This window comes from Pantoea sp. M_9 (genome assembly GCF_008631385.1).
Taxonomy (GTDB): Bacteria; Pseudomonadota; Gammaproteobacteria; order Enterobacterales; family Enterobacteriaceae; genus Pantoea; species Pantoea eucrina.
On sequence record NZ_VWUF01000007.1, the window covers coordinates 136,542 to 162,570 of the forward strand.

The following is a 26,029-nucleotide window of genomic DNA, read 5'->3' on the forward strand; positions in this document are numbered from 1 at the left end:
GCTAGAACTCAAACTGATAGAGCAAATCCAGCGCCTGATCGAGACCAGACACGGCTTCCAAATAGAGTTTTGGCATCAGGCGATAACGCAGGGTCAGGGTCGCCAGTGAGTCAAAGATACCTACGCCATATTTCACCTGCAGTCCCGGTAGCACATAGCCGCTGACCTGAACCTGCTGGCTGTCACCTACGCCTGTGGTATCAAGCGCAAGATTACTGACGCCAAACGTCTCACCGATTTTACCCACAACCTGCCCACTTTGTGCAACCCCCAGACCCACCAGCGCGGAGGTTAATGCGTTGCTGTCGCCGTCGCTGTTCAGTCCCTGACCGCGTAACAGGTAAGAAAGTGCTTCCTGCTGCGACATGGCCGGATCGGAGAACACTTCCACTTTCGGCTCATCCGCCAGACCGGTCACGCGCAGACCCGCCGTGACGTCATCTTCAGTGGCATCCGGGTTGCGGATCGCTTCCAGATTAACATACGGCTGATCCGGCGGGCCGGCAAACTGCAGCTCACCTTTGCGGACGATCAGATCCTGCCCGTAGGCGTGGAAACGGCCTGACGGAATATTGATCTGCCCGTTAAGGCCGAGCCCGGTTTTATCCTGTACCAGCTTCAGGTCGCCGCTGAGGCGCGCTTTCAGGCCAAACGCGGAGAGGCGCACATCATTACCGACGTGGATCACCAGATTACTGTTGATCGGGATAGCGGCCGTTTTTGGCGCTATGGGTTTGAGGTTCTCATCCAGCATCACCTCATCTGATGAGACGCCGGTAGCGCTCGCCGGCACCTCCTGTACGGTGATACGCGCCCACGGCACATCCACTTTCCCGTCCAGGCTGAACGCGGCAGGCGTCGCCTCAAAAACCAGATCCGGCGAGACATCCATGCGCACCATCGGCGGCACGGTAACGCGAATGCGGCTGCCCTGCGCTGTGACACGCGCACGCCAGTTATCGAGCTGGCTCCAGTCAGCGTTCCCGCCCAGATTCAGGCTGCCCTGCTGCGTCTGAATCAGACCATTCAGCGTAGAGCTCATGCCGTTGAATACCATGTTCAGGTTAGCTGACGTCAGCGTCACCGGCATAAAGCTTGCCTGAGCGTTGACATCGCTCAGGCCGAGCTGGCCAAACACCTGCGGACGCTGCAGCGTCCCGCCCAGCCGCAGATTGCTGTTGAGCCTGCCCTGCACTTTCTCGCCCTGCGACAGCGCCGGATTCAGCATCGCCAGGGAGATGTTGCTGATGCCGATGTTACCGGAGAGCTGTCTACGGTTCTGCGGATCGTTGATCTGCACGTTGCCGTTAAGCTGGCCATTGTTAGCAATACGGATCAGCCAGTCGAGCTGCGCGCGTCCGTCACGCAGTGCCGCGTTGAGGTTCAGCGTATCGAACGCTATCGGCAGCGCATTGCCCTGCACATCCTGCACCACTTTTACGCCACTGCCTTTCAGCGCCACGGTGCCGGTTGGCAGCGCGCCGTCCGCACTCCAGTTAACGCGCACATCTCCGCTGAACAGACCGCTAAGCCGGGTGGCATCGGTCAGAAACGGCTTCACCATCGCCAGATCAAAGCGATTCAGCACAACGTGCGCCCGGCCGTTCGCGCCCGCCTCAATCGGTTCCGGTACGCAGAGCTGCGCATTGGGGTTTTGCCAGCAGTGCGGGCCAATGGTTGCGCTCTGCTTGCTGTTGAGATAGTCAATCGCCATAGCGCGCGTCAGGCGCCACTCACCGACCGGCGTATCAAAGCGGGTATTATTCAGCGACCCCTGCCAGCGGCCAGCCTGGCGATCAAAGCTGCCGTTCAGCGCCAGCTGACCTGAAACCGGCTCACCCTGAACATTGAGTTTCAGCTGATGCTGCTTCTCGCTGCCGTCGGCGTTCAGCGTCAGCAGGTTGATTTTCAGCGCCTCCTGCTGCAACTGTTCCACGCGCAGCTGCAGCTTGCCGGCCACCTGCTCACCCGATTTAATGTCGCTCTGCAGCGTGGCGCGGCGAATCAGCAGCTGCTGCCAGCGCAGGCCGGTAGCGGTAAGATCGGCCAGCAGCTGCGGCGCCTGCAGCGTGCCACGCGCGTTGATAGCCCCTTTGACGACGCCGCCAAGGCCCGGCAGCGCATTGTCGAGACGCGGTGCATCCACAATTGCATCCAGATTCAGCGTATCGCCCAGCTCGCCTTTTACATCCAGATAGTTACGTCCCAGCGCCACATTCAGGCCTGGAATTTTCCACTGGTTGTAGCTATTACCGCTCAGGGAGCCTTGCGCGCGTACGGCATTCTGCTTCACGTTACCGTTAAGCTCCAGCTGCGGTACGCGCAGCTGCCAGCTGCCGCCGTAAAGGCTGCCGCGCGTGGTGATTTTGCCATCCAGCTTCGCAGGCCAGTCAGGATACTGCTTCGCGGTATTGATACCGGCCAGCGTCAGCTCGCTGCGCCAGCTGATCGCTTTGCGCCAGTCCACCAGCGCCGAGAGATCGATGTTGCCCTGCAGCGCGGCAACGCGCAGTTTATCCAGCGTAAACTGCTGCTCATTGCCGTTGCCATCAAGCGTAATCGTTGCCGGTGGGATCGCCTCGCCTTTTACCGCCGTACGCAGCGACATCACATAGTCGGTAGCTTTGCCTTTGAACTGATAGTCGAAATTATCTGCCTGGTACTGCACCGGTCCGGTCAGCGGCCAGCGCAGCTGCGGGCTGGTCAGCGTCAGCGACAGCGGCAGTTCAGCGACGGCAGGTTGTGCCGTCGCCGCAAGCTGCGCGCGCACCGGTCCGGAGAGGTTCAGCCCCAGCTGCAGCTCGTCGCGCATTTCACCGCCCAGCGTCAGCTTCACTTTTTCGCCTTTAACCGGATCGATATTCAGCGCGCCGTTCAGCGTGAAGTTAACCGGCCAGTTGCCCGCCAGCTGCGCGTCACCGCGGGCGCTCACCTGGCCCTGGGGTGAATCGATATCAAACGTCTCCAGCTGCAGATGCGTATCTGCCGTTTTGGCTTTTACCAGCAGGCGCGAGAGGGTGAGATCCGTATCCCCGGTAATGCGCAGCTGCTCGCCGAGCAGCGACTGGATGGTGATATCCAGCGGCAGGCGGAAGTCAGGCAGCTCCGGCAGCAGCGGTTTGGCAAACAGCGCCTGCAGCGTTTCGCCCAGCGGTTTTTCATCCGGCTGCGGCTGCTGAACTTTCGGCTGAACAATCTCTTCATTCGCCACCTGAGCCGCTTTTGGCAGCGCAATCAGCAGGCTCTGGATACGGGTAGGATAGAGCGTCAGCGCCCGATCCTGCCACTGCAGACCGGTGCTGAAATCGAGCAGTGAAATCGCCGTATCATCAACTTTAACGTTGATATTGTGCAGCGCGACATTCCGCAGCGCGATCGGATAAGGCGTGCTGAGATTAGTACTGCCCGACTCTTCCGGCGGCGGCTCGCTGGCCGGCGTCATTTTTTTGCTGTCGACCACCACACTGACATCCTGCAGCGCGAGTGCGTTGACGCAGACCGACGAGTGCAGCAGGCAGTTGAGATCCAGTGCGAGATGAAAGCGCCCGGCATCCACGCTGACGCCCGGCATCTCATATTTCACATTATTCAGCGTCAGATTGCGCCAGCCGCCGTCAACCTTGCCGATTGAGAGACCAGGCACCCAGCGGTCAGCCCCTTTCAGCAGCAGATGCAGACCCGGCGTCGTGCCAACCAGCAGCGCCACGCTGCCCAGCAGAACGACCAGAAAAATAATCAGGCCAATCAGGACCTTTTTCCACAGCTTCATAGTTCCGGCCCCAGTCCGACATAAAATTGCAATCCATGCTCCTTGTCATCGCCAACAGGCCGGGCGATATCAAACTTAATGGGCCCGACCGGCGAAGACCAGCGCACGCCTACGCCTGCACCCGTCTTGAAGTTACTCTGCTTAATATCATTAACCGCTTCCCCGGAGTCGATAAATACCGCGCCCCACCACTTGCCCGAGACGTTGTACTGATACTCCAGCGATCCGGTTGCCAGTTTCGAGGCACCGGTCAGCTTGCCCTCTTCATCGCGCGGTGAAATATTTTTATATTTATAGCCGCGGATGCTGCGGTCTCCGCCGGCAAAGAAACGCAGGTCGGGCGGCACTTTTTCAAAATTATTGGTTTCAATCCAGCCCAGGTTGCCGCGTGCGACAAAGCGGTGTTTATCCGCCAGCGTACGGATCCAGACGTTCTGCGCCTGCAGGATCAGGAAGTCGACATCGGAACCCCAGGTGGTATCAGAAACGTCGACCGAATAGCGCTGTGAATCGCCCCACGTGGGCATCAGCCCGCCGCGCGACCGCGTGCGGTTCAGGCTCAGGCCCGGATAGAGCAGCATGGTGGTGTTGGTCACGTTACCCTGGGTAAAGTGATCGAGACTCCAGCGCAGGTTAACCGCTTTCTGCCAGCCGGAGCTGCTGTCCCAGTTACGCGACATCGCCAGCGTTGTGGTATCCGATTTCGTATCGTTGAGATCGGTACGCTTCAGGCCGCCGGAAAAGGTGTAGTACTGCTCCAGCGGACTTTTCAGCAGCGGCACTTTATAGCTGAGATCGAGCTGCTGCTCCGGCGCGGAGATATAGGCGCTGGCCGCAAGACTGTGGCCGCGATCGTTAACCCAGGGTTTTCGCCAGGTGCCTTTCAGGCGCGGGCCGACGTCAGTGGAGTAGCCTACGCCGGTTTCGATGGTATTTTCCACGCGCGGCGAAAGTGCAGCGCTGAGCGACAGCACTTTGGTTTTACGCCCTTTATCAAACTCCGGTGCCACCACGACAGAGTTAAACCAGCCGGTGGCGGAAAGGCGGCGGTTCAGCTCGGCCAGCTCGCGTGAACTGTAGGGATCGCCTTTCTTAAACGGCACCAGATTATGGAGGTAGGCTTCATCTATCTGCGAGCCTTCAAAGCTGACGTCGCCAAAGCGGTAGCGCGGGCCGCTGTCGTAATCGATATCCCAGAAAGCCAGCCGCCGCTCTGCAGAGACGCCGAGCTGGCTCTTTTTGAAATCACCATCAAAATAGCCGTTACGCAGCGCCAGGTTAGAGAAACCGCTTTTGAATTTATCGTAGGTGCCGTGGTTCAGCTGCGATCCCACTTTTGGTCTGCCCTGCTTTACCCACGCCTGGTAGTCCGGATCGTCTTTCGCTTCGCCCTCGATCACAATGGTGCTGCCGCCGATTTTCACCGGTTCGCCGGCTGTCACATGGGCAATCAGAACCGGACGGCCGCCCTGTGGCGGGGGCGGACGCGATTCAAAGTCAATCTGCGGTTCATAGTAGCCGAGCGCGCGCAGTCCCTCTTTAATGGCATTTGAGACCCGCGCCTGAAAGCGCCCGTCACTGGAGACTTCATCGCTGCCAATGGTGGACAGGCGCGCCCTGACATTTTTTTCTAAATCCCCGGTAAGACCTTCTACCTGCAGTCGCACTTTCGCTGCCTCAACGGCAGGCGCAGCAAGCAGCAGGCTGGCCAAACAATAAGCATGAAATCGCGGCACGCGTACTCCTGTTATCAATGCCTGCCCCCCTTCCGCAGGGGCGTTAATCAGTCAGGCAGGGTTTCACTTCCCCCATTTACCCATCAGCATAGCCATCTTTTAGGACAAGCGGCTACGTTAAACCCACGACTAAGCCAAATTGATAGCTATTGTCGGTAATTGGTCGCGGTGATACAACCGGGATGCCGTGCTTCTGTGCACCGCTGCGCTGCTGTCGGATAAATCTGATGTCACCGATCGTGCCTCTGGCGGCATGACAGGCGCTGCTGCTATAATCACCGACCAGCAGGCCCTGCCTGCGTTCAATTCTGCCCCGACGTTACTTTCTATTGTCGAACTGGCGCAGACATTTTTGGCACGGATAGCCCTGTCAGACTGGTGTGTACCGGACGTACCCCTCTTCGCGCTGCCCAGGCCAAAAATGACAAGTGATTAACTCAACGGATCTTTTATGCTAGATAGCCTGCTTGTCATACTTTTACTGATTGTCATCAGTTCCTTTTTTTCTCTTTCGGAGATCTCGCTGGCGGCCGCCCGTAAGATCAAACTCAAACTGCTGGCTGATGAAGGCAATATCAACGCGCAGCGCGTGCTGAAGATGCAGGAACAGCCCGGCATGTTCTTTACCGTGGTGCAGATCGGCCTGAACGCGGTCGCGATTCTGGGCGGTATCGTTGGCGACGCTGCGTTCTCCCCCGCTTTCAGCAGCCTGTTCAACCGCTTTGTGGAGCCTGAGCTGGCAGAGAAGCTCAGCTTTATCTGCTCCTTTACCATCGTGACCAGCCTGTTCATTCTGTTTGCTGACCTGACGCCCAAGCGCGTCGGCATGATCGCTCCGGAAGCCGTCGCGCTGCGTATCATCAATCCGATGCGCTTTTGCCTGCTGGTCATGCGGCCGCTGGTCTGGCTGTTCAACGGCCTCGCCAACGTCTTTTTCCGTCTCTTCAAGCTGCCGATGGTACGCAAAGATGATATTACCTCTGACGATATCTATGCGGTGGTAGAGGCGGGTGCGCTGGCTGGCGTGCTGCGCAAGCAGGAGCATGAGCTGATTGAGAATGTGTTTGAGCTGGAGTCGCGCACCGTTCCCTCTTCCATGACCTCACGCGAGAACATCGTCTGGTTCGATCTGCGTGAAGATGAACTGAGCCTGAAAACCAAAATCGCCCAGCATCCGCACTCAAAGTTCCTGGTGTGCGACGGCGATATCGATCATATCGTCGGCTACGTTGACTCCAAAGAGCTGCTGCTGCGCGTGCTGGGTAATCAGAGCATGGCGCTCAACAGCGGCGTCCAGATCCGCTCGGCGCTGATTGTGCCGGATACGCTAACGCTATCGGAAGCGCTGGAGAGTTTTAAAACCGCCGGCGAAGACTTTGCTGTGATCATGAATGAGTATGCGCTGGTGGTAGGTATCATCACGCTGAATGACGTGATGACCACGCTGATGGGTGACCTGGTGGGTCAGGGGCTGGAAGAACAGATTGTCGCGCGCGACGAGAACTCCTGGCTGGTCGAAGGGGGCACCCCGATTGATGATGTTATGCGCGTGCTGGATATCGATGAATTTCCGCAGTCCGGCAACTATGAGACCATCGGTGGTTTTATGATGTATATGCTGCGCAAAATCCCGAAGCGCACTGACTTTGTGAAGTTCTCTGGCTATAAGTTTGAGGTAGTGGATATCGACAGTTACCGTATCGACCAGCTGCTGGTAACGCGTATTGACGAACGCCCGCCGGCGCTCAGCGTGAAAACCAGCGATGATGAAAATCCATCCCTCTCCTGATCGATAAGCGCATGGCCATGAAGCCGCAGCGCTAAAACAGAAACATCAAGGGCGCCAGCGGCGCCCTTTTTACTGCCTGATTTTAACGTTTAGTTATACTCAGCCTGCAGTCGCAGCACCTGACGATTGATTTCTGACATCACGCTGAGGTGCTGTTTATCTTTAACGCGTGGCAAAATCACTTTGCCTTTATCAAACTCAAACGCGCCAACATCCTTGATATACAACCTTCCTTTAAATAGCGTTTTCACATATTTCGCAATTTGCAGCGGATTATATCGCTGGAAGATCTTCATGCTGTTTAACTCCTGAACAGATGTAATACGCTTCGCCGTTGCCAAATGGGTACGAACTCATGAAGCGCAAATGAGGCCTAAATATAGAACAGGATTTTTGATCCGGGTTCCGGAAACATGAATTTTTTACTGAATTGACACATCATTACAGACAACTCTGTCATTCAGCTCACAAAATCCAGTATAAACCTTTGTTGGTTACAGATTTGTGGCGCAGGTTGCAAAGCTGCCAGGTTTTCGCGACAGGCGCATCATCCGCGCTTACCATGACAAAAATATGACCAACTGGTCTGATCACTAAGGAGCACTCTATGCGTCTGGCCCTTCCTCTGCTTGCGATCGCCCTGCTGTTGCCTGGCCTGGCAGCAGCACACGCTTTTAAAACCGGCGAACGCGTGCCGCCGGTCGGCATTGCCGACCGGGGCGAGCTGATCTATCAGCAGGATAAGTTCAGCTATCAGCCGTGGAACAGCGCTCAGCTCAGCGGCAAGGTACGGGTGATCCTGCATCTCGCCGGACGCATCTCAGCTAAAGAGCAAAATGCGGCGCTGATCGAGGCGATCAAGGCAGCCCAGCTACCGCACGATCGCTATCAGACCACCACGCTGGTCGATACCGACGATGCCATTCCGGGGACCGGTATGTTTGTGCGCAATAGCATTGAAAGTAACAAAGCGCAGTTCCCGTGGTCGCAGTTCATTATCGACAGCAACGGCAGCGCGCGAAAAGCCTGGCAGCTGGGAAAAGGGGGATCGACCGTAGTGGTGCTGGATAAAACGGCACATATCCGTTTTGCAAAAGAGGGCGCGCTGACGCAGGATGAAGTTAAAGAGGTGATAACGCTGCTTCGCTCTCTGCTGCAGCCGTAAATAACGGGAGGCGTGCGCCTCCCGATGCATTAAAACAGAGAAACGCGGAAACCGGGATTCAGGAAGGATTCGCGCGGCGTATAGTCAAGCGTACGCCCCTGCCAGTCATGCACGTGGGCTCCCGCCGCCAGCGCAACCGCATGGCCTGCGCCGGTATCCCAGATATTGGTAGGCCCGAAGCGCGGATAGAGCTGCGCTTTACCTTCAGCCACAAGGCAGAACTTCAGCGATGAGCCGATAGCCGTAGTCTGGTGTTCGCCCAACTGCGTCAGGTACTCCTTCAGCTCCGGATCGTTATCAGCGTGCGAGCGGCTGACGACGACCAGCGGTGGCCGCGCATCCAGCACGTGAATGCGGGTAGTCTGCCCCGCCTCCTCTTTCCACGCTTTACCCTCTGCCGCTGAATAGAGCACGCCCAGCGCTGGCGCATAGACGACACCCATCACCGGCTTACCCTGGTCGATCAGGGCAATGTTGACGGTAAATTCGCCGTTACGCTTGATAAACTCTTTGGTGCCATCCAGCGGATCGACCAGCCAGTAACGCTGCCACTGCTGGCGGATCGTCCAGGCTGGCGGATCCTCTTCAGACAGGACCGGCAGATCGGGCGCGATCGTTTTTAAGCCCTGCATGATCACATCATGTGCGGCCAGATCCGCCGCGGTAACGGGTGAATCATCCGCTTTACGGGTCACGTCCATCGGCTGTGCGCCATCGTAGACCTGCATAATTGCATCGCCTGCTTCGCGCGCCAGCTGGCAAATTTTATCTAACATGCTTCACCTCATTTTCGCAGAAATGCGCTTTCCGACCCGGAGTGCTGCTCTTCAGAGTCTGGCAGGTAAAGACCCGCCTGTCTGTTGCCGGCATCGTATTCAATAATAGATCGTATTATCAATACCATAGATTGCAAAGGGTAACTATGGCGCATTGCTGAATCGCCTGCGGTGGCGGAAAAAAAGTAAAACCCCGATATCTATCACAAATTGAACTGATAATTTGTCACGGTTTTACATTATTTTGAGAAGCCTATTAGATAAACAAGGAGAGAGCCGTGTTCAGAATGAACATGTCGTTACTGGCGCTGTGTCTGGCAGCCGCTACCGCTCAGGCTGCAACTGTGGATCTGCGTATTCTGGAAACAACCGATCTGCACAGCAATATGATGGATTTTGATTATTACAAAGATAAATCCACAGAGAAGTTTGGCCTGGTGCGTACCGCCACGCTGATTCAGCAGGCGCGCGCCGAGCGCAAAAACAGCGTGCTGGTCGATAATGGCGATATCATCCAGGGCAGCCCGCTTGGCGATTATATGGCGGCAAAAGGGCTGCAGCCGGGTGAAGTGCATCCGGTTTATAAGGCGCTGAACACGCTCGATTATGCGGTCGGTAATCTGGGTAACCACGAGTTTAACTACGGCCTCCCTTATCTGCAGCGCGCGCTGGCAGGCGCACGGTTTCCTTACGTCAATGCCAATATCATTGATGAAGCCAGCGGTAAGCCTCTGTTTACGCCCTATCTGATTAAAGAGACCCTGGTAACCGATCGCAGCGGCGCTCAGCACACGCTTAAAATTGGCTATATCGGCTTTGTGCCCCCGCAGATTATGGTATGGGATCGCAATAATCTGCAGGGTAAAGTGCGGGTTGATGACATTACCGCAACCGCCAAACGCTATGTGCCGGAAATGCGCGCTAAAGGTGCTGACATTATTGTTGCCATTCCCCACTCCGGCCTGAGCAGTGAGCCCTATCATGCGATGGCGGAAAACTCGGTGTGGTATCTGAGCCAGGTACCGGGTATCAACGCGATTATGTTCGGTCATGCACATGCCATATTTCCCTCTAAAGAGTTTGCTGCAATTAAAGGCGCGGATATCACTCAGGGGACGCTGAACGGCATCCCCGCGGTGATGCCGGGGATGTGGGGCGATCATCTTGGCGTGGTCGATCTGGTGCTGAGCAACGATCGCGGGCCGTGGCAGGTGACGCAGGGAAGCGCCGCTGCCCGTCCGATTTATGACGCAGCGGCGAAGCGATCGCTGGCGGCAGAAGATCCCGCGCTGGTGGCGGTACTGGCGGAAGATCATCGCGCCACGCGCGAGTTTGTCGCCAAACCGATCGGCAAATCAGCCGATGTGATGTACAGCTATCTGGCGCTGGTGCAGGACGATCCTACCGTGCAGATTGTGAATAACGCGCAGCGCGCCTATACCGAGCGCTTTATTCAGGGCGATCCCGATCTGGGAGATCTGCCGGTGCTGTCGGCAGCCGCTCCGTTTAAAGTCGGCGGCCGCAAAAACGATCCCGCAAGCTATGTAGAGGTTGAGAAAGGTGAGCTGACGTTTCGCAACGCCGCCGATCTGTATCTCTACCCCAATACGCTGGTTGTAATGAAGGTGAGTGGCGCTCAGGTTAAAGAGTGGCTGGAGTGCTCAGCCGGGCAGTTTAATCAGATTGACCCGCACAGCAGCAAGCCGCAGTCGCTGATTAACTGGGATTTTCGCACCTACAATTTTGACGTGATAGATGGTGTGAATTATCAGATTGACGTGACGCAGCCCGCCCGCTATGACAGCGAATGTGCCCTGATTAATCAAAATGCGTCACGTATCCGCCAGCTTACGTGGCAGGGTAAACCGGTTGATCCCGCGGCAACCTTCCTTGTGGCAACCAATAATTATCGCGCCTGGGGCGGTAAGTTTGCTGGTACCGGCGAACCGTTTGTCGCCTTTGCCTCACCGGATGAGAATCGCGCCGTGGTGGCAGCCTATATCAGCAGCCAAAGCAAGCAACAGGGCGCCGTGCAGCCGCAGGCAGATCATAACTGGCGTTTAGCGCCCATAAAGAGCGAGACGCCGCTGGATATTCGTTTTGAAACGGCACCGGGCAGTAAAGCAACGCAGTTTATAAACCAGTATGCTGACTATCCGATGAAGCCGGTGAGCACAGACGCGACGGGCTTTGCTATCTGGCAGGTCAACCTGCAGCATCCCTGACCCCGCCTGTCACCAGGGCGCCATTAATGGCGCCCCTGCATCGGCCCACCCGTAGGGGGCGCATTAATGCGCCCCTGGTTTCAATCCCGTACGCAATAAGGGCGCCATTAATGGCGCCCCTACACCGGCCCGCCCGTAGGGGGCGCATTAATGCGCCCCTGGTTTCAATCCCGCACGTAACCAGGGCGCCATTAATGGCGCCCCTGTACCGGCCCACCCGTAGGGGGCGCATTAATGCGCCCCTGGTTTCAATCCCGCATGCAACAAGGGCGCCATTAATGGCGCCCCTACATCGGCCTACCCGTAGGGGGCGCATTAATGCGCCCCTGGTTCCAGCCCCCGTACGCAACAAGGGCGCCATAAATGGCGCCCCTGGCGGCGGAGCTGTTACAGGATTTCCAGCAGCTCAACTTCAAAAATCAGGGTGCTGAATGGCGGGATTGAGGCGCCGGCACCACGCTCACCGTAGGCGAGGTTGTGCGGGATAGTCAGCTCCCATTTTGAGCCAACCGGCATCAGCGTTAATGCTTCGATCCAGCCAGCGATAACGCCGGTAACCGGAAACTCTGCTGGCTCACCGCGGGCAACGGAGCTGTCGAACACGCTGCCGTCGATCAGCTTACCGGTGTAGTGCACGCGTACGCGATCCTGACGTGACGGGATTGGGCCATCGCCCTGCTTGATTACGCTAAACTGCAGACCTGACTCCGTCGTGCTCACGCCTTCGCGCTGAGCATTCTGCTCCAGGAACTGCTGACCCTGTGCGGCCATCGCTTCGGTGCGCTCGCGGCGCACGCCTTCTGCACGCTCGTGTACTTCGCGCAGCGCGCGGTGTACCACATCAACCGGAACCGCCGGTGAGTTCCCTTCCAGCGCGTCGCGCAGACCTGCCAGCAGTGCTTCAGGCTGCAGACCCTGCAGTCCAGACTCCTGCAGCTGCTGACCAACCTGTAAACCGATACCGTAACTTGCTTGTGATTCGACGCTGTCAAATGAAGGGGTCGTCATCTTGATTCCTTAATCCCGGATAAAAGTGAACCGGCAGCATAGCAGCGCACGCGGCTGGCGTAAAATCTCACGCGGTGCGTGATGACATTTGGCGACGAAACAGAAACAATACGCAGGTCAAATTTTTCAATGCTGGCGGGCACTTCCTGCTGTCATTGCCCATACTGTAAAACAAGAGAGATAACATGGGCCAGATTGCCCCACGACGTCGCCGGACGCGCACCACGCGAACGCTGTTACCCTGGCTGCAACGCTGGCTGCCAGCCAGAATGCATAAAACCGCTGGCGAGGAGGATTCACCTATGGCCACAGATACCCCGTCCCGCATGCCTGCTGCCCTGCAGCGCGTCTGGCACCTGCTGGATGATGTACGCTGGATGGATCCCCTGCCGCCGCTTCATCGCCGCGGCATCGTTATTGCCCTGATCATTGTGCTGCTGGCGTTTCTCTGGCCGACCAGCAATGGAAAATATCCGGTTGAACGTTCGGTTGAGAGTCAGCCGAAAGAGGTGCCAATGCAGGCGGAGCTTTCTGGTAATCAGGATAGCGCTTCTGCGCCGCAAAACCGCCAGCCGGCTATTGATGCGCAGGGCACCTGGCGCAGCTACAGCGTAGCCTCGGGTCAGACGCTGGCGCAGCTGTTCCGGGACAATAATCTGCCGGTTAATGATGTGTTCGCTATGGCGCGCGTAGAGGGTGAAGGCTCACCGCTGAGCTCGCTGCAGAGCGGTCAGCAGGTGAAGATTCGGCAGAATGGCGACGGCGTGGTGACCGGTCTTACCGTTGATGGCAGTAACGGTCCGGTGCTCTTTACCCGTCAGCCCGACGGCACCTTTATCCGCGCTCAGTAAGCGCCGGAAACAAAAACGCCGGCACAGGGCCGGCGTTTTCGCATCACTGCATAAGATTATGCAGCAACTACATTCACAACCAGTTTAGCGAAAACTTCGCTATGAACCTGGAAGTCAACTTCATGCTCACCGGTGGTGCGCAGAACGCCGTTCGGCAGGCGAACTTCGCTCTTAGACACCTCAACACCTGCTGCAGAAACTGCATCAGCGATGTCGCGGGTACCGATGGAACCGAACAGTTTACCTTCGTCGCCTGCTTTAGACGCGATGGTAACGGTGCCCAGGCCGCTGATTTTCTCAGCGCGTGCGTTGGCAGCTGCCAGAACGTCAGCCAGTTTGGCTTCCAGTTCAGCACGACGAGTTTCAAAGAACTCAACGTTTTTCTTGGTAGCAGGAACAGCTTTGCCCTGTGGTACCAGGAAGTTACGAGCGTAGCCCGCTTTAACGTTAACCTGGTCACCCAGGCTGCCCAGGTTTGCTACTTTATCAAGCAGAATAACTTGCATTACCTTATCCTCTTAAAGTCGTTAATGGACAGTTGCCGATTACTGATGACGATCAGTGTACGGCAGCAGAGACAGGTAACGCGCGCGCTTGATAGCACGAGCCAGCTGACGCTGGTATTTAGCACGAGTACCGGTGATACGGCTTGGAACAATCTTGCCGCTTTCAGTGATGTAGTTTTTCAGCGTTGCGATATCTTTATAATCGATCTCTTGAACGCCTTCCGCGGTGAAACGGCAGAACTTGCGACGACGGAAATAACGTGCCATTTGGCTAGTCTCCAGAATCTATCAATTCAATCTGCTCGGCATGTAACACAAGTTTGCTCTGGCCATTGCGTGCCTGATGGCAGCTAATAAAACCTGAGAGCGTGAGTTGCGTGCCGACCGTTATATGTTGAGTAATCGCCTGATGGGCGCTGCCGCTGATAATCACCGGCATCTGACACCAGGCTTGCCGGTGAAACCCGGCCTCCTCCTGCACAGAACGATGCTCAAGCATGAACTGGCAGTGTGGGATCCCTGACGGACTGACTTTTCTAACTGGCGTCCTGCACACAGTGCCAGACAGACGCAGCTGATTTGCCGTCATCGGGAATTACTCTTCAGAATCCCCAGCATCTGACTCTTCTGCCGATTCGTTAGCGAAATCTTCGCGGCGCTCACGACGCTCGTCTTTCGCTTTAACCATCGGAGAAGCTTCAGTTACCGCGTGCTTAACGCGCATAACCATGCTGCGGATAACGGCGTCGTTGAAGCGGAAGTTAGTTTCCAGCTCGTCGATCACTTCCTGCGGCGCTTCTACGTTCAGCAGAACATAGTGAGCTTTGTGCAGTTTGTTGATCGGGTAAGCCAGCTGACGGCGGCCCCAGTCTTCCAGACGATGGATCGTGCCCTGTGCACCAGTGATAGCACCAGTGTAACGCTCGATCATGCCCGGAACCTGTTCGCTCTGGTCAGGATGGACCATAAATACGATTTCGTAATGACGCATCGATAGCTCCTTACGGATTATTCAGCCTCCTGTCAGGGTCAGCTGCGGCCCATGGAAGCAAGGAACGTTATAGGTTGCATATCATCGTTGAATGACACACACCTCTGAATGCAGCTGAAAAATTGACGCGTAATCATACTGGCCTCAGGGGCTAAACACAAGCGCACATTTCGCCTGTTTTGCGCAGGCGTGCCAGCCAGCGCGCCTTTTTGTGCTAAGCGTGCCACTTCAGCCTGTTACGTGGGTTTTTTCAAAAATATTGAGGTACGCGTTCAAAAAGCCGTGCTGGCGCTGCGCTGGTTAAAAACTAAACTCTGTAAAAGCGCCCTGAACAATGCACCGGGCGCGCGATTGATGAAGTATTACAGGTGAGGAGTCGATCATGAAAGCTGTCATTGTCGCCACTTTACTGAGTCTCTTTCTCTCTTCCCCCGCCATGGCCAGCGTTACTGACTCTGCGCAGCAGATGAGAAGCAGCAGCAAAGCGGCTTCAGGCTATATCTATGTTAACCGGCTGGATGCGCCGGCTGATAACCCATTTACCGCTGCGCAGCGCCCCGCCGATCGACTCTCCGGGCAGCGCTGAAGCCACCGCTGGCGGCTGCTCAGAAGGAACGTGTAAAAAACGCCACCAGCGCGGTCAGCGCGGCGGGCGTAATTTTATGCCCGATTTGCGGTTCAGACAAAAATGTAAGCTGACCATCCTGCTCTGTGGCGCGTAGCGCCTCTGCAAGGCGCTGCGTCTCAGCAAAGGGCACCACCTCATCCGCTTCGCCGTGCCAGAGCAGCAGCGGCCGGCTGGCAAGCCGGGCCAGCTTTGTGGCGGGATCGTAAGCGCTCAGCGGCGCCAGGCGCGCGGCAAGCAGCAGCTGCTGCTCAGCGGTTTTCGGCACCAGTGGCGGGAAGAGCTGCTCGCTGAGCTGCCGGAAATAGCCGGATCCCATCAGACAGCCGACACTCTGAATATGCGGGTAGCGCGCCATGGCTCCCAGCGCCGTCATCCCGCCCATTGAGGCCCCCGCCACCGCAAAACGTTCACCGGCAATCCAGCGGTTGTCACGCAGCGCGCGCTCCAGCTGCGGCAGCTCATCAATATTCTGACGCAAAATTTCCCAGAAGCGCGTCATGCGCAGCGCGCTGTCGCCCTGATAACGCGCCCCGTGCATCTCTGCATCGGGCATGATAACGCGAAATCCTGCCTGCGCCAGCGCCACAGCAAAGTAGCTGTAAACCTCTTTTGATGAGGTAAAGCCATGGTAAAAGAGAATGGTGGGCAGCGGAGTCTGCCGCTGACCGGCGGGTGCGGCATGAATACACTCGATTCCTGCCAGAGTCTCTGTTGTCAGTTCAATCACGGTAGCGCTCCTGAATAGCGTGCATCTGATACCGAGTGTACCTGTTCTCTGCCGGCGCGTTAGCAGATTAACGTCGCTGCTTTTTCACCCTAAACCTTTGCCGGTTTTTGCCGTTGATCGTTCTCCCCCATTCTAAATAACAGGTATTTTATGAAGCGTCTTTCTCTCAGCGCCCTGAGCCTTGGCGTCAGGCTGTCTGTATTGACGTCTTTCAGCGTCGCCGTCGTACTGTTTGTCCTGACATTCACCCTGAGCCATAACGCCGCCCGTCAGCTGGAACAGCTGGCAACCGACGATATGACCAATCAGGTGCAGGGCATCAGTGAAATGGCCACGCTGTTTAACGCTACGCTCTCCGAAGAGGTGGCAAACTACACCAGACTGTTCCAGAGCTTTTTACCTAAACGTTTCAGCCGTGACGAGAGCACCCGCGTTCAGACCGGCGAGCTGAGCACGCCAGTGCTGCGTGCCGGTCTGAAAACGCTCAATCTCGATCAGATTGCCGTGGATGACTTTTTTGAGCGCACCGGCGCGGTGACAACCATCTTTGTCCGCGACGGCGATGACTACGTGCGTATCGCGACGTCGCTGAAAAAAGAGGATGGCAGCCGCGCCATTGGCACCCGGCTGGATCGCAGCAGCGCCGCCTGGCGCAGCGTGCAGCAAGGCACCACATGGCGCGGGCTGGCTACGCTGTTCGGGCATCGCTATATCACCCAGTATGAGCCGGTGCGTGATGAAAGCGGCAGCGTCATTGCGATTCTATTTGTCGGCGTAAAAATCGATACCCAGTATGCGCTGATGCGCGACAAAGTGCTGGCGCGCCATCTCGGTGACAGCGGCAGTTTCTTTGTGCTGAACGGTACGCCGGGCAGCAAACAGGGCACCTACCTGTTTGACCGCCACGCTGAGGGTCAGCAGCCGCGCTGGAGTGAGGCGGTACAGCAGCGGCTGCTGACTCAGCCCGCCGGGCTGCTCAGCTTTGAGGACGCCGGTGAGACCCGACTGCTGGCGTGGCAGCAGCTGCCGGGCTGGGACTGGGTTATTGCCGGTGAGGTCAGCCGTGCCGCGCTGCTGGCGCCGGTTACGCAGAGTCGCAACCTGTTTATGGCTATCGGCCTGGCGCTGGTGCTGCTGTTTGCTGCCGGCTTTGTTTTTTACTGTCGTCACGCCCTTACCCGCCCGCTGCAGCAGGTGATCCATCTGGCCGAAGAGTATGCGGCGGGTAACCTGCAGGCGCATCTTAACTCAGCGCGACGTGATGAGGTTGGCCAGCTGGTGGCTGCCATCAACGGCATTGGCGACGGGCTGGAAAAAGTGGTGCGCCAGGTGCGGGGCGCCGCTCAGGAGATCAGTGACGGCACCGATACGATTGCGGCCGGCAGCGCGACCATCAGCGAGCAGATTGGCCGTCAGGCGAGCAGCGTGGAAGAGACTTCCGCCAGCATGGAGGAGTTTGGCGCCACGGTGGCACAGACCGCGGCTAACGTACGTCAGGCGATGGCGTTGATGAGCGAAGCTGCCGGTACCGTCAGTCAGGGCGGTGCCACTGTCGCACGCTCAGCGGAAACCATGGCGGAGATCCGGGTTGCGTCGCAGAGTATTGCCGATATCACGCATGTGATCGAGTCAATAGCGTTCCAGACCAATATCCTGGCGCTGAACGCGGCCGTAGAAGCCGCGCGCGCCGGCGAACACGGGCGCGGCTTTGCCGTGGTTGCCGCCGAAGTGCGGGCGCTGGCGCAACGCAGCGCCAGCGCAGCAAAAGAGATCGATACGCTGATCGCCCGATCCATTGAGCGGGTGGCGGCGGGCCATGCGCTCTCTGAGCAGACGCGCGATAATATGAGCCACATTGTAACGCATTTTGAGCAGGTCAAAACGCTGATGGATGAGATCAATATCGCGGCGCAGGAGCAGGCGGCGGGTATCGGTCAGGTTAATCTGGCGATGAACCATATTGGCCAGGCGACGCATCAGAGCAGCGATATGGTTATGCAGTCCGAGAGCACCGCCCGGCATCTGAGCGAGAAAGGGCATCATCTTACGGCGCTGGTCAGCCTGTTCAGGCTCAACAGCTGATGATTGCGGGAAGATGGCTTACACTTTAGCTATCTTCCCTGCACTTCCGGAGCCGTTATGTCCCGTCTGTTACTGCTGTTGAGTCTGGTGCTGTGTGGATGTTCAACGCTGCAGTCGACCCCGCAGGCGCCGCCGCCGCCCGCCTCACAGCCCCAGGAGATTTCGCGCGCGCAGAGCGCCGGGCTGCCGAAGCTGGGCAATATCAGCGCGTCGACGCGCGGTTCACCGGATGATGCACAGCGCGCGATCGCCGCACGCGCCAGCCAAGCGGGGGCTGTCTATTATCAGATTGTGATGCTGGATGAAACCTCCTTTCCCGGCCTGTGGTACGCCACTGCGATTCTCTACGGCGCGCCTTCAGGCAGCGCCGGCGCGCAGTAGCAGACGCGCGGCCAGCGTCTCATCCGGGCCACGTGCGCCGCGCCCGTCAAGCGCAAGCGCACACCACGCATCGGCCAGCGGCGGTTCTGCGACTTTCAGCAGTATCGCCGCGCTCGCCAGCCAGAAAAGCTCCTGCGCCAGGTCACGCGCCTGCGCTTCATGCGGATGACGCAGCCGCAGACGCAGCTGACGCCAGCTGCGGTCAACATGCCGATTAGCGCCTCTCACCGCCTCAAACTCCTGCTGCAGCAGCGCATGGCATGCGGGATAGCGCTGCAGTACACGCAGAATATCCAGACACATAACATTGCCCGATCCTTCCCAGATGCTGTTAACCGGCATTTCGCGATACAGCCGCGGCAGTTCACTCTGTTCGCAGTAGCCGATACCGCCCAGCACCTCCATACTCTCCGCGACAAACGGCATACCAGCCCGGCAGATGGCAAACTTCGCTACCGGCGTAAACAGCCGGGCATAGAGCCGCTCCGCCTCGCTGGCTGGCGCTGACCACGCCCGGGCGAGCCGCAGCAGCAGTGCAGTCTGCGCTTCAAGCTGCAGCGCCTGTCGTGCCAGCTGGAGGCGCATCAGCGGCTGCTCGCTGAGCGGTTTGCCCATAACCTGTCGCTGTTGTGCATGATGCAGCGCCACCGACAGCGCGCGGCGCATCAGGCCGTGGCTGCCGAGCGCGCAGTCGAAGCGCGTCATGCCGCCCATGCGTAATAGCAGCCGGACGCCTTCACCCTCTTCGCCCATCAGCCAGCCGGTGGCATCCTGAAACTCCACTTCAGCGCTGGCATTGGAGCGGTTGCCCAGCTTCTCCTTGAGCTGCTCAATGCGCAGCGCATTGCGCGTGCCGTCAGGCAGCAGTCGCGGCAGAAAAAAACAGCTCAGACCGCGTGAGGTATGAGCCAGGATCAGATGCGCATCGCTTTGCGGCACAGAGAAAAACCATTTATGACCGGTAATGCGCCAGGGCTCGCCCGGCGCACGCACCCCGAGTGGTTCAGCGCGCGTGGTGTTAGTCAGCACGTCAGTACCGCCCTGCTTTTCAGTCATCCCCATGCCAATCAGCAGCCCGCGCTTTTGACCGCCTGGCAGGTGATGGGCGTCGTAGCGGTCGCTCAGCAGGCCAGCGCGCCAGTCCGCATAGGCTGCGGGCAGATGCGCCTGCAGCAGAGGAAGCGCGGCGTGCGTCATAGTGACCGGACAGAGAGAACCCGCTTCCGCCTGGGCATGCAGAATAAAGCGCGCCGCACGCGCTACCATGGCATGAGCCGGGGCATCAGGCTGCCAGCTGAGATTGTGTAAGCGGCTGGCACAGACGCCCTGCATCAGCAGGTGCCAGGCGGGATGAAACCGCACCTCGTCAATGCGCTCGCCGCGCGCATCATAGCGCTGCAGTACCGGCGGTTCACTATTGGCCAGCCGTCCCAGCTCCAGCGATTCCGCGCTGCCAAGCTGCAGACCAACCGACGCCAGCCACGCCTGGTCCCAGGCCGCGCCTTCGCGCACCACGGCATCGCACAGCGCGCTGTCGCGGGTGAACAGATTACTGTTGCAAAGAGGATGAGGCTGGTTGAATACGTGATGAGTGGTATGAAACATAGCGCCTCCTGATGATAACGCATCATAGCGACGAGGCTGCCAGGCAGAGTAACCGTCTGGCAGCCTGCTCTGTCTGAATTATTCAGGAGAGCCGTACAGGAGGGAAAAGCGCTTGTTGATATTTTGCGGTGCCGATCACGCCTGGCGCTGGCGCACGGCTTCAAACAGGCAGACGCCGGTCGCCACCGAGACGTTCAGCGAAGAGACGCTGCCTGCCATCGGAATGCTGATCAGCTCATCGCAGTGTTCGCGCGTCAGGCGGCGCATACCTTCGCCCTCCGCCCCCATCACCAGCGCCAGCGGACCGGTCATTTTGCTCTGATAAACCGTATGATCCGCCTCACCGGCAGTGCCAACCACCCAGATGTTGTATTCCTGCAGCAGTCGCATCGTGCGCGCCAGGTTGGTGACACGAATGAGCGGCACGTTTTCCGCAGCGCCGCTGGCGACTTTTTTTGCCGTGGCGTTAAGCGGTGCAGCACGATCTTTCGGCACGATGACCGCATGAACACCCGCCGCGTCAGCAGTGCGCAGACAGGCGCCCAGGTTGTGTGGATCGGTTACGCCGTCGAGGATCAGCAGAAACGGTTTCTCCAGCGACTGCAGCAGATCGGGCAGATCGCCTTCCTGGTAATTTTTACCTGGTTTGATATGTGCCACGATGCCCTGATGCACGCCGCCCTCTACCTGAGCATCGAGCCACTGGCGGTTAGCCAGCTGGATCACAATACCCTGAGCTTCCAGTGCGGCAATCAGCGGCTGCAGGCGGCGATCGTCGCGCCCTTTGAGAATGAAAACTTCCTGAAAACGCTGGGGGTCGCGCTCCAGCAGCGCCTGCACGGCATGAATGCCAAAAACTATTTCGCTCATTATTTTGCTCAAGATTGGGTTAGAACAGCGATCGCTGAGATCCGGGTTCAGGATGCGCGCGGCGGCGCATCCGGTACAGCGCGTAAAGCATACCCGGATTGCCCGTCAGGACAATCCGGTGACCATCAGGTCGCGCTGCTTTTCTTTGATGCCCGCTTAGCCTTAGTGGCGGCGGCGATTTTACGGGTTTTCTCAGAGACTTTATTGCCTTTTTTCTCACTTTTCTGCGCAGCAGCCGGTTTCTTTTCACCGCGGAAAGCCGCATCCGGTTCAAAGTTACCTTTTTTACCCGCGTCGCGACGGCGCTTTGTGGCAGGCTTGCCGCTGCGCTTCTCGCGTTCCCGCGCGGTTTTACCTTCGCCACGCGGCACGCGCTTGCTGGAGATCAGGGCGAAATCGATTTTACGCTCATCCATGTGCACCGCATCCACGCGCACTTCCACCGCATCGCCAAGACGATAGGTACGGCCGCCCGATTCGCCGATCAGACGCTGTCCGACGGCATCAAAGCGATAGTAGTCGTTATCCAGCGTGGAGACATGCACCAGGCCATCGATGAACAGATCATTCAGCCGCACAAAGAAGCCAAAGCCGGTCACGCTGGAGATCACGCCGTTAAACACATTGCCCACCTGATCCTGCATGAAGTCGCACTTCAGCCAGTCAGCAACGTCGCGCGTCGCTTCATCAGCGCGGCGCTCGGTCATCGAACAGTGCTGACCCAGCTGCAGCATCTGCTGCATATCATAGTGGTAGCCGCCGTTCGGCGTAGTGATACCGTTTTCCATGCCCTGCTCTTTTGCCAGCAGATATTTAATCGCACGGTGCAGCAGCAGATCCGGATAGCGGCGAATCGGCGAAGTAAAGTGGGCGTAAGAAGCCAGCGCCAGACCAAAGTGTCCGCGGTTTTCCGGATCGTAGACCGCCTGTTTCATGGAGCGCAGCAGCATGGTCTGCAGCATCTCAGCATCCGGACGCTCGGCGATCTGATCCAGCAGTTCGGCGTAGTCCACAGGCTGCGGTTTTGCGCCGCCCGGCAGGCTCAGTCCCAGCTCGCTCAGTACGGTGCGGAAACTGGTAATGCTGTCTTCACTTGGACGATCGTGATCGCGGAACAGCGCCGGCTCCTGATGTTTCTCCACAAAGCGGGCAGACGCGATGTTAGCGAGGATCATGCACTCTTCAATCAGTTTATGCGCGTCGTTACGTACCGTGCGCTCAACGCGCTCAATACGGCGCTCAGCGTTGAAGATAAATTTCGCTTCTTCCGTTTCAAATGAGATGCCACCGCGCTGCTCGCGTGCGGTTTCCAGCACCTCATACATAGCGTGCAGCTCTTCGAGATGTTTTACCTGCGCCGCATACTGCTCACGCAGCTCGGGATTCCCCTGCAGAATATTCCAGACTTTGTTATAGGTCAGTCGCGCGTGTGAGTTCATCACCGCTTCATAATGCTTATAGCCGGTCAGTTTACCGCTGGCAGAGATAGTCATCTCACAGACCATGCAGAGGCGGTCAACCTGCGGATTCAGCGAGCAGAGGCCGTTGGAGAGGATCTCAGGGAGCATCGGCACGACCTGCGACGGGAAGTAGACTGATGTTCCGCGCTGATGCGCTTCGTCATCCAGCGCCGTACCCGGCCGCACGTAGTAACTTACGTCAGCGATCGCTACCCACAGGCGCCAGCCACCGCCGCGCTTTTTCTCGCAGTAGACAGCATCATCGAAGTCGCGTGCATCTTCGCCATCAATGGTAACCAGCGGCAGCTGACGCAGATCGATACGTCCCTGCTTCGCCGCTTCCGGCACCTCTTCTTTCAGCTTCGCAATCTCTTTTTCGACCTCTTCCGGCCAGGTGTGCGGAATTTCATGCGTACGCAGCGCCATATCAACTGCCAGACCGGTACCCATATTGTCGCCGAGGATTTCGGTAACTTTACCGATAGCTTTGGTGCGGCGCGTGGCACGCTGTACAATCTCGACCACGACAACAGAGCCCATCCGGGCGTCAAGCGTTGCGTCCTGCGGAATAAGAATATCAAAGCTCAGGCGGCTATCGTCCGGCACCACGAAGCCCGTGCCGGCATCGGTAAAGTAGCGGCCGACAATCTGGCTGTTGCGCGGTTCAAGCACCCGCACTACGCGTGCTTCACGGCGACCTTTACGATCGGCTCCGCCTGGCTGCGCCAGGATCACATCGCCATGCAGGCAAAATTTCATCTGCTCGGCGGAAAGATAGAAGTCATCTTTTTGCCCTTCAGCGCGTAAAAAGCCGTAGCCGTCACGATGACCAATCACTTTGCCGCGCAGCAGGTCGAGGCGTTCCGGCAGCGCATAGCACTGACGGCGGGTAAAGACCAGCTGGCCGTCACGCTCCATTGCGCGCAGACGACGGCGCAGCGCTTCCAGCTGCTCTTCGCTGGTGATGTTTAACGCCCCCGCAATCTCTTCGCGGCTGGCTGGTTTTTCCCGCTGCTCCAGCAGCCCGAGAATAAATTCGCGGCTGGGGATCGGGTTATCATATTTTTCAGCTTCTCTGTCCTGAAAAGGATCTTTTGACATTAGGTTCCTCCGATGTCATTTGGAGTGGATTGCCACCGGCGGTTCGGACAATAGGATGTGGTAGAGCGAATCGTTGTTTCTTACCAGATCGGCCAGCGTATAGTTATCCAGCTCCTGCAAAAATAACTGCACGGCGTCATTAAGCGCCTTACGTAAGCGGCAGGCTGGGGTGATGGCGCAGGTGGCACAGTTAACTAACTGCAGCGGCTCCATCTTTCTGACAACGTCGCCAATAATAATTTTTTCCGGGTCCATACCTAAACGAATTCCGCCGTTTTTGCCGCGTGTAGCAGCTACAAAGCCGGCCCGGCTCAGTTGATTGATGATTTTTACCATATGGTTACGCGATACGCCGTAAGTATCGGTGACTTCACTAATATTAGTCTGCCTGCCCTCAGGCAGCGTAGCCATGTAGATCAGTGCGCGCAGACCATAATCGGTAAAACTTGTTAGCTGCACATATACCTCAGTAAACCATCAGATTTTTTAGTTTTAGCGCCAGGTGCGCGCTTCGATTAACAATGATGATAAACCAGTGCGGAAAAACCCGGAGCGCTTTTTTCATGCCCGTGTGGTCCTGAGCCGAAAAAAACAGAGTGAGCGGAAGCAGACAGCGGATAAACAGAGGCCGGAACATGTCCGGCCTGAGAAGATTATGCGTCGAACGGATCGCGCAGAATCATGGTCTCACTACGGTCCGGGCCCGTTGAGATAATATCAACCGGCACACCGGTTACTTCTTCGACACGCTTGATGTAATCGCGTGCGGCCTGCGGCAGACCCTCTACGGTTTTAACACCAAAGGTAGTCTCGCTCCAGCCAGGCAGGGTTTCGTAAATCGGTTCGATACCTTCCCAGCCTTCAGCTGCCAGCGGGGTGGTGGTCATTTCACGGCCATCCGGCATACGGTAGCCGACACAGATTTTAACCTCTTTCAGGCCATCCAGCACGTCCAGTTTGGTCATGCAGAAGCCGGAAAGCGAGTTAATCTGTACAGCACGGCGTACAGCGACCGCATCAAGCCAGCCGGTACGGCGACGGCGGCCGGTAGTGGCACCAAACTCATTGCCCTGCTTGCACAGAAACTCACCGGTCTCATCAAACAGCTCGGTCGGGAACGGACCCGCTCCGACGCGGGTAGAGTAGGCTTTCACGATACCCAGCACGTAGTCGACATAGCGCGGACCGATACCGGAGCCGGTTGCCACGCCACCTGCGGTGGTGTTGGAGGAGGTCACATAGGGGTAGGTACCGTGGTCGATATCCAGCAGCGTACCCTGCGCACCTTCAAACATGATCAGATCGCCACGCTTGCGCGCGCCATCCAGCAGGTCAGACACGTCCACCACCATGCTGGTCAGGATGTCCGCTACGGCCATCACATCGCTCAGCACTTTTTCGTAGTCAACGGCGTCAGTTTTGTAGTAGTTCACCAGCTGGAAGTTGTAGAAATCAACGATCTCTTTCAGCTTGGCTGCAAAGGTCTCTTTGTTGAACAGATCGCTGACCCGCAGGCCGCGACGCGCCACTTTATCTTCATAGGCAGGCCCGATACCGCGGCCCGTTGTACCGATCGCTTTGGCACCGCGCGCTTTTTCGCGTGCCAGATCCATTGCAACGTGGTATTGCAGAATCAGCGGGCAGGCTTCAGAAATCAGCAGACGTTCACGTACCGGCACACCGCGCGCTTCCAGGCCATTCATCTCTTTCATCAGCGCTTCAGGTGACAGTACAACTCCGTTACCAATGATGCTGGTAACATTTTCACGCAGGATGCCAGAAGGAATTAAGTGGAGGACGGTTTTTTCACCGTTGATGACAAGTGTATGGCCTGCATTGTGGCCACCCTGGTAACGCACCACATAATTAGCGCGTTCAGTCAGAAGGTCTACGATTTTACCTTTACCTTCGTCACCCCATTGGGTGCCCAGTACGACGACGTTCTTACCCATTTCTAAAATCACCGATTGCTTAAAAATGGATTCTACCATCGGTTTTTCACAGTTTCAGCACTTTTAGCACACGTTTGCGCTGTTTTTTGCCTGCCTTTTGTTCAGCTCACAACATGTTGGGGAGGCGCAGCCTGGCAGGCACAATTTAACCGGTAAGCGGCGCGATTATCCCTGCATATGCCGGTTGAACAGGCAGTAAATCACCACGCCTGCTACAACCAGTCCACCGCCAAAGCGATGCAGCAGGCGGTCAGGCAGCTGCGTCAGAGAAAGGATCATGCGCCGCCAGAGTCGCGGCATTAACATCGGCCCTGCGCCTTCCAGTATCAGCACCAGCGCAAGCGCCATCCAGATGGTTGAATTCATACGTTATCCAAAAAAAAGGGCCGACATCAGTGTCGGCCCTG

23 protein-coding genes are annotated in these 26,029 nt (G+C 57.4%); 7 read left to right on the forward strand and 16 right to left on the reverse strand.

What is annotated here, in order from left to right:
• Position 1: 1 nt before the first annotated feature.
• Both F3I15_RS12115 and F3I15_RS12120 read right to left on the reverse strand, forming a co-directional pair.
• A complete protein-coding gene (locus tag F3I15_RS12115; RefSeq protein WP_150018081.1) occupies positions 2-3,769 on the reverse strand; it encodes a translocation/assembly module TamB domain-containing protein in 3,768 nt (1,255 codons plus the stop codon).
• Positions 3,766-5,505, reverse strand: a complete 1,740-nt coding sequence (locus F3I15_RS12120) for an autotransporter assembly complex family protein (RefSeq protein ID WP_150018082.1) — start codon at positions 5,503-5,505, stop codon at positions 3,766-3,768. Before F3I15_RS12120 ends, F3I15_RS12115 begins: the two co-directional genes overlap by 4 nt.
• A 451-nt stretch (positions 5,506-5,956) precedes the next feature.
• Here F3I15_RS12120 and F3I15_RS12125 point away from each other — a divergent pair, with 451 nt between their 5' ends.
• Positions 5,957-7,294, forward strand: coding sequence for a hemolysin family protein (locus F3I15_RS12125; RefSeq protein ID WP_039380584.1), 1,338 nt, complete (start codon positions 5,957-5,959; stop codon positions 7,292-7,294).
• Positions 7,295-7,383: 89 nt separating this feature from the next.
• On the opposite strand, the gene F3I15_RS12130 is transcribed toward F3I15_RS12125, so the two are convergent.
• Positions 7,384-7,590 carry a DUF1107 domain-containing protein gene (locus F3I15_RS12130; protein WP_039380586.1) on the reverse strand — a complete coding sequence of 69 codons (207 nt, stop codon included), beginning with the start codon at positions 7,588-7,590 and terminating at the stop codon, positions 7,384-7,386.
• 311 nt (positions 7,591-7,901) lie between these two features.
• On the opposite strand from F3I15_RS12130, the gene F3I15_RS12135 reads away from it, so the two are divergent.
• Positions 7,902-8,459 carry a YtfJ family protein gene (locus F3I15_RS12135; RefSeq protein ID WP_150018083.1) on the forward strand — a complete coding sequence of 186 codons (558 nt, stop codon included), beginning with the start codon at positions 7,902-7,904 and terminating at the stop codon, positions 8,457-8,459.
• Between the two features lie 29 nt (positions 8,460-8,488).
• Here the strand turns inward: F3I15_RS12135 and cysQ are convergent, their stop codons facing one another.
• Entirely contained in the window at positions 8,489-9,235 is a 747-nt protein-coding gene (cysQ, locus tag F3I15_RS12140; protein WP_150018084.1) for a 3'(2'),5'-bisphosphate nucleotidase CysQ, read from the reverse strand.
• A 287-nt stretch (positions 9,236-9,522) separates the two neighbouring features.
• On the opposite strand from cysQ, the gene F3I15_RS12145 reads away from it, so the two are divergent.
• Positions 9,523-11,460: a bifunctional 2',3'-cyclic-nucleotide 2'-phosphodiesterase/3'-nucleotidase gene (locus F3I15_RS12145; protein ID WP_370513344.1), complete on the forward strand. Its 1,938-nt coding sequence runs from the start codon at positions 9,523-9,525 to the stop codon at positions 11,458-11,460.
• Between the two features lie 387 nt (positions 11,461-11,847).
• On the opposite strand, the gene fklB is transcribed toward F3I15_RS12145, so the two are convergent.
• Complete coding sequence (fklB, locus tag F3I15_RS12150) at positions 11,848-12,468, reverse strand: FKBP-type peptidyl-prolyl cis-trans isomerase (RefSeq protein ID WP_071669180.1); 621 nt, start codon at positions 12,466-12,468, stop codon at positions 11,848-11,850.
• 185 nt (positions 12,469-12,653) lie between these two features.
• Here fklB and F3I15_RS12155 point away from each other — a divergent pair, with 185 nt between their 5' ends.
• Positions 12,654-13,319: an OapA family protein gene (locus F3I15_RS12155; protein WP_150018086.1), complete on the forward strand. Its 666-nt coding sequence runs from the start codon at positions 12,654-12,656 to the stop codon at positions 13,317-13,319.
• Positions 13,320-13,375: 56 nt separating this feature from the next.
• Here F3I15_RS12155 and rplI read toward each other — a convergent pair whose 3' ends face one another.
• The 4 genes from rplI to rpsF are packed head-to-tail and all read right to left on the reverse strand — an operon-like array spanning position 13,376 to position 14,816.
• Positions 13,376-13,825 carry a 50S ribosomal protein L9 gene (gene rplI / locus F3I15_RS12160; RefSeq protein WP_065648101.1) on the reverse strand — a complete coding sequence of 150 codons (450 nt, stop codon included), beginning with the start codon at positions 13,823-13,825 and terminating at the stop codon, positions 13,376-13,378.
• A 39-nt stretch (positions 13,826-13,864) separates the two neighbouring features.
• Positions 13,865-14,092, reverse strand: a complete 228-nt coding sequence (gene rpsR / locus F3I15_RS12165; protein ID WP_000135199.1) for a 30S ribosomal protein S18 — start codon at positions 14,090-14,092, stop codon at positions 13,865-13,867.
• A gap of 4 nt (positions 14,093-14,096) precedes the next feature.
• Positions 14,097-14,414, reverse strand: a complete 318-nt coding sequence (priB, locus tag F3I15_RS12170) for a primosomal replication protein N (protein ID WP_150018087.1) — start codon at positions 14,412-14,414, stop codon at positions 14,097-14,099.
• Positions 14,415-14,420: 6 nt separating this feature from the next.
• Positions 14,421-14,816, reverse strand: coding sequence for a 30S ribosomal protein S6 (rpsF, locus tag F3I15_RS12175; protein WP_039380603.1), 396 nt, complete (start codon positions 14,814-14,816; stop codon positions 14,421-14,423).
• A gap of 382 nt (positions 14,817-15,198) precedes the next feature.
• Between rpsF and F3I15_RS12180 the strand changes: the two genes are divergently transcribed.
• Positions 15,199-15,402 (forward strand): hypothetical protein, encoded by a 204-nt coding sequence (locus F3I15_RS12180; RefSeq protein ID WP_150018088.1) that lies wholly within the window; start codon positions 15,199-15,201, stop codon positions 15,400-15,402.
• A 19-nt stretch (positions 15,403-15,421) separates the two neighbouring features.
• On the opposite strand, the gene yjfP is transcribed toward F3I15_RS12180, so the two are convergent.
• On the reverse strand, positions 15,422-16,171 hold the full coding sequence (gene yjfP, locus F3I15_RS12185; protein ID WP_150018089.1) for an esterase: 750 nt from the start codon (positions 16,169-16,171) through the stop codon (positions 15,422-15,424).
• Positions 16,172-16,321: 150 nt separating this feature from the next.
• Between yjfP and F3I15_RS12190 the strand changes: the two genes are divergently transcribed.
• Both F3I15_RS12190 and bsmA read left to right on the forward strand, forming a co-directional pair.
• On the forward strand, positions 16,322-18,253 hold the full coding sequence (locus F3I15_RS12190) for a methyl-accepting chemotaxis protein (RefSeq protein ID WP_150018090.1): 1,932 nt from the start codon (positions 16,322-16,324) through the stop codon (positions 18,251-18,253).
• Between the two features lie 57 nt (positions 18,254-18,310).
• Positions 18,311-18,634, forward strand: coding sequence for a biofilm peroxide resistance protein BsmA (gene bsmA / locus F3I15_RS12195; RefSeq protein WP_039380612.1), 324 nt, complete (start codon positions 18,311-18,313; stop codon positions 18,632-18,634).
• Here bsmA and F3I15_RS12200 read toward each other — a convergent pair.
• The 6 genes from F3I15_RS12200 to F3I15_RS12225 all read right to left on the reverse strand — a co-directional run bounded on the left by F3I15_RS12200 (position 18,611) and on the right by F3I15_RS12225 (position 25,988).
• Positions 18,611-20,239, reverse strand: a complete 1,629-nt coding sequence (locus F3I15_RS12200; RefSeq protein ID WP_150018091.1) for an isovaleryl-CoA dehydrogenase — start codon at positions 20,237-20,239, stop codon at positions 18,611-18,613. The two genes, bsmA and F3I15_RS12200, sit on opposite strands and share 24 nt — an antisense overlap.
• A gap of 135 nt (positions 20,240-20,374) precedes the next feature.
• A complete protein-coding gene (gene rlmB, locus F3I15_RS12205) occupies positions 20,375-21,109 on the reverse strand; it encodes a 23S rRNA (guanosine(2251)-2'-O)-methyltransferase RlmB (RefSeq protein WP_150018092.1) in 735 nt (244 codons plus the stop codon).
• Positions 21,110-21,234: 125 nt separating this feature from the next.
• The gene (rnr, locus tag F3I15_RS12210) at positions 21,235-23,670 is read right to left on the reverse strand and encodes a ribonuclease R (RefSeq protein WP_150018093.1); all 2,436 of its coding nucleotides are present in this window, start codon (positions 23,668-23,670) and stop codon (positions 21,235-21,237) included.
• A 15-nt stretch (positions 23,671-23,685) separates the two neighbouring features.
• Positions 23,686-24,129, reverse strand: a complete 444-nt coding sequence (nsrR, locus tag F3I15_RS12215; RefSeq protein ID WP_150018094.1) for a nitric oxide-sensing transcriptional repressor NsrR — start codon at positions 24,127-24,129, stop codon at positions 23,686-23,688.
• Positions 24,130-24,323: 194 nt separating this feature from the next.
• Positions 24,324-25,622, reverse strand: a complete 1,299-nt coding sequence (locus tag F3I15_RS12220) for an adenylosuccinate synthase (protein WP_071669175.1) — start codon at positions 25,620-25,622, stop codon at positions 24,324-24,326.
• A gap of 165 nt (positions 25,623-25,787) precedes the next feature.
• Entirely contained in the window at positions 25,788-25,988 is a 201-nt protein-coding gene (locus tag F3I15_RS12225) for a DUF2065 family protein (RefSeq protein ID WP_150018095.1), read from the reverse strand.
• Between the last annotated feature and the right edge of the window lie 41 nt (positions 25,989-26,029).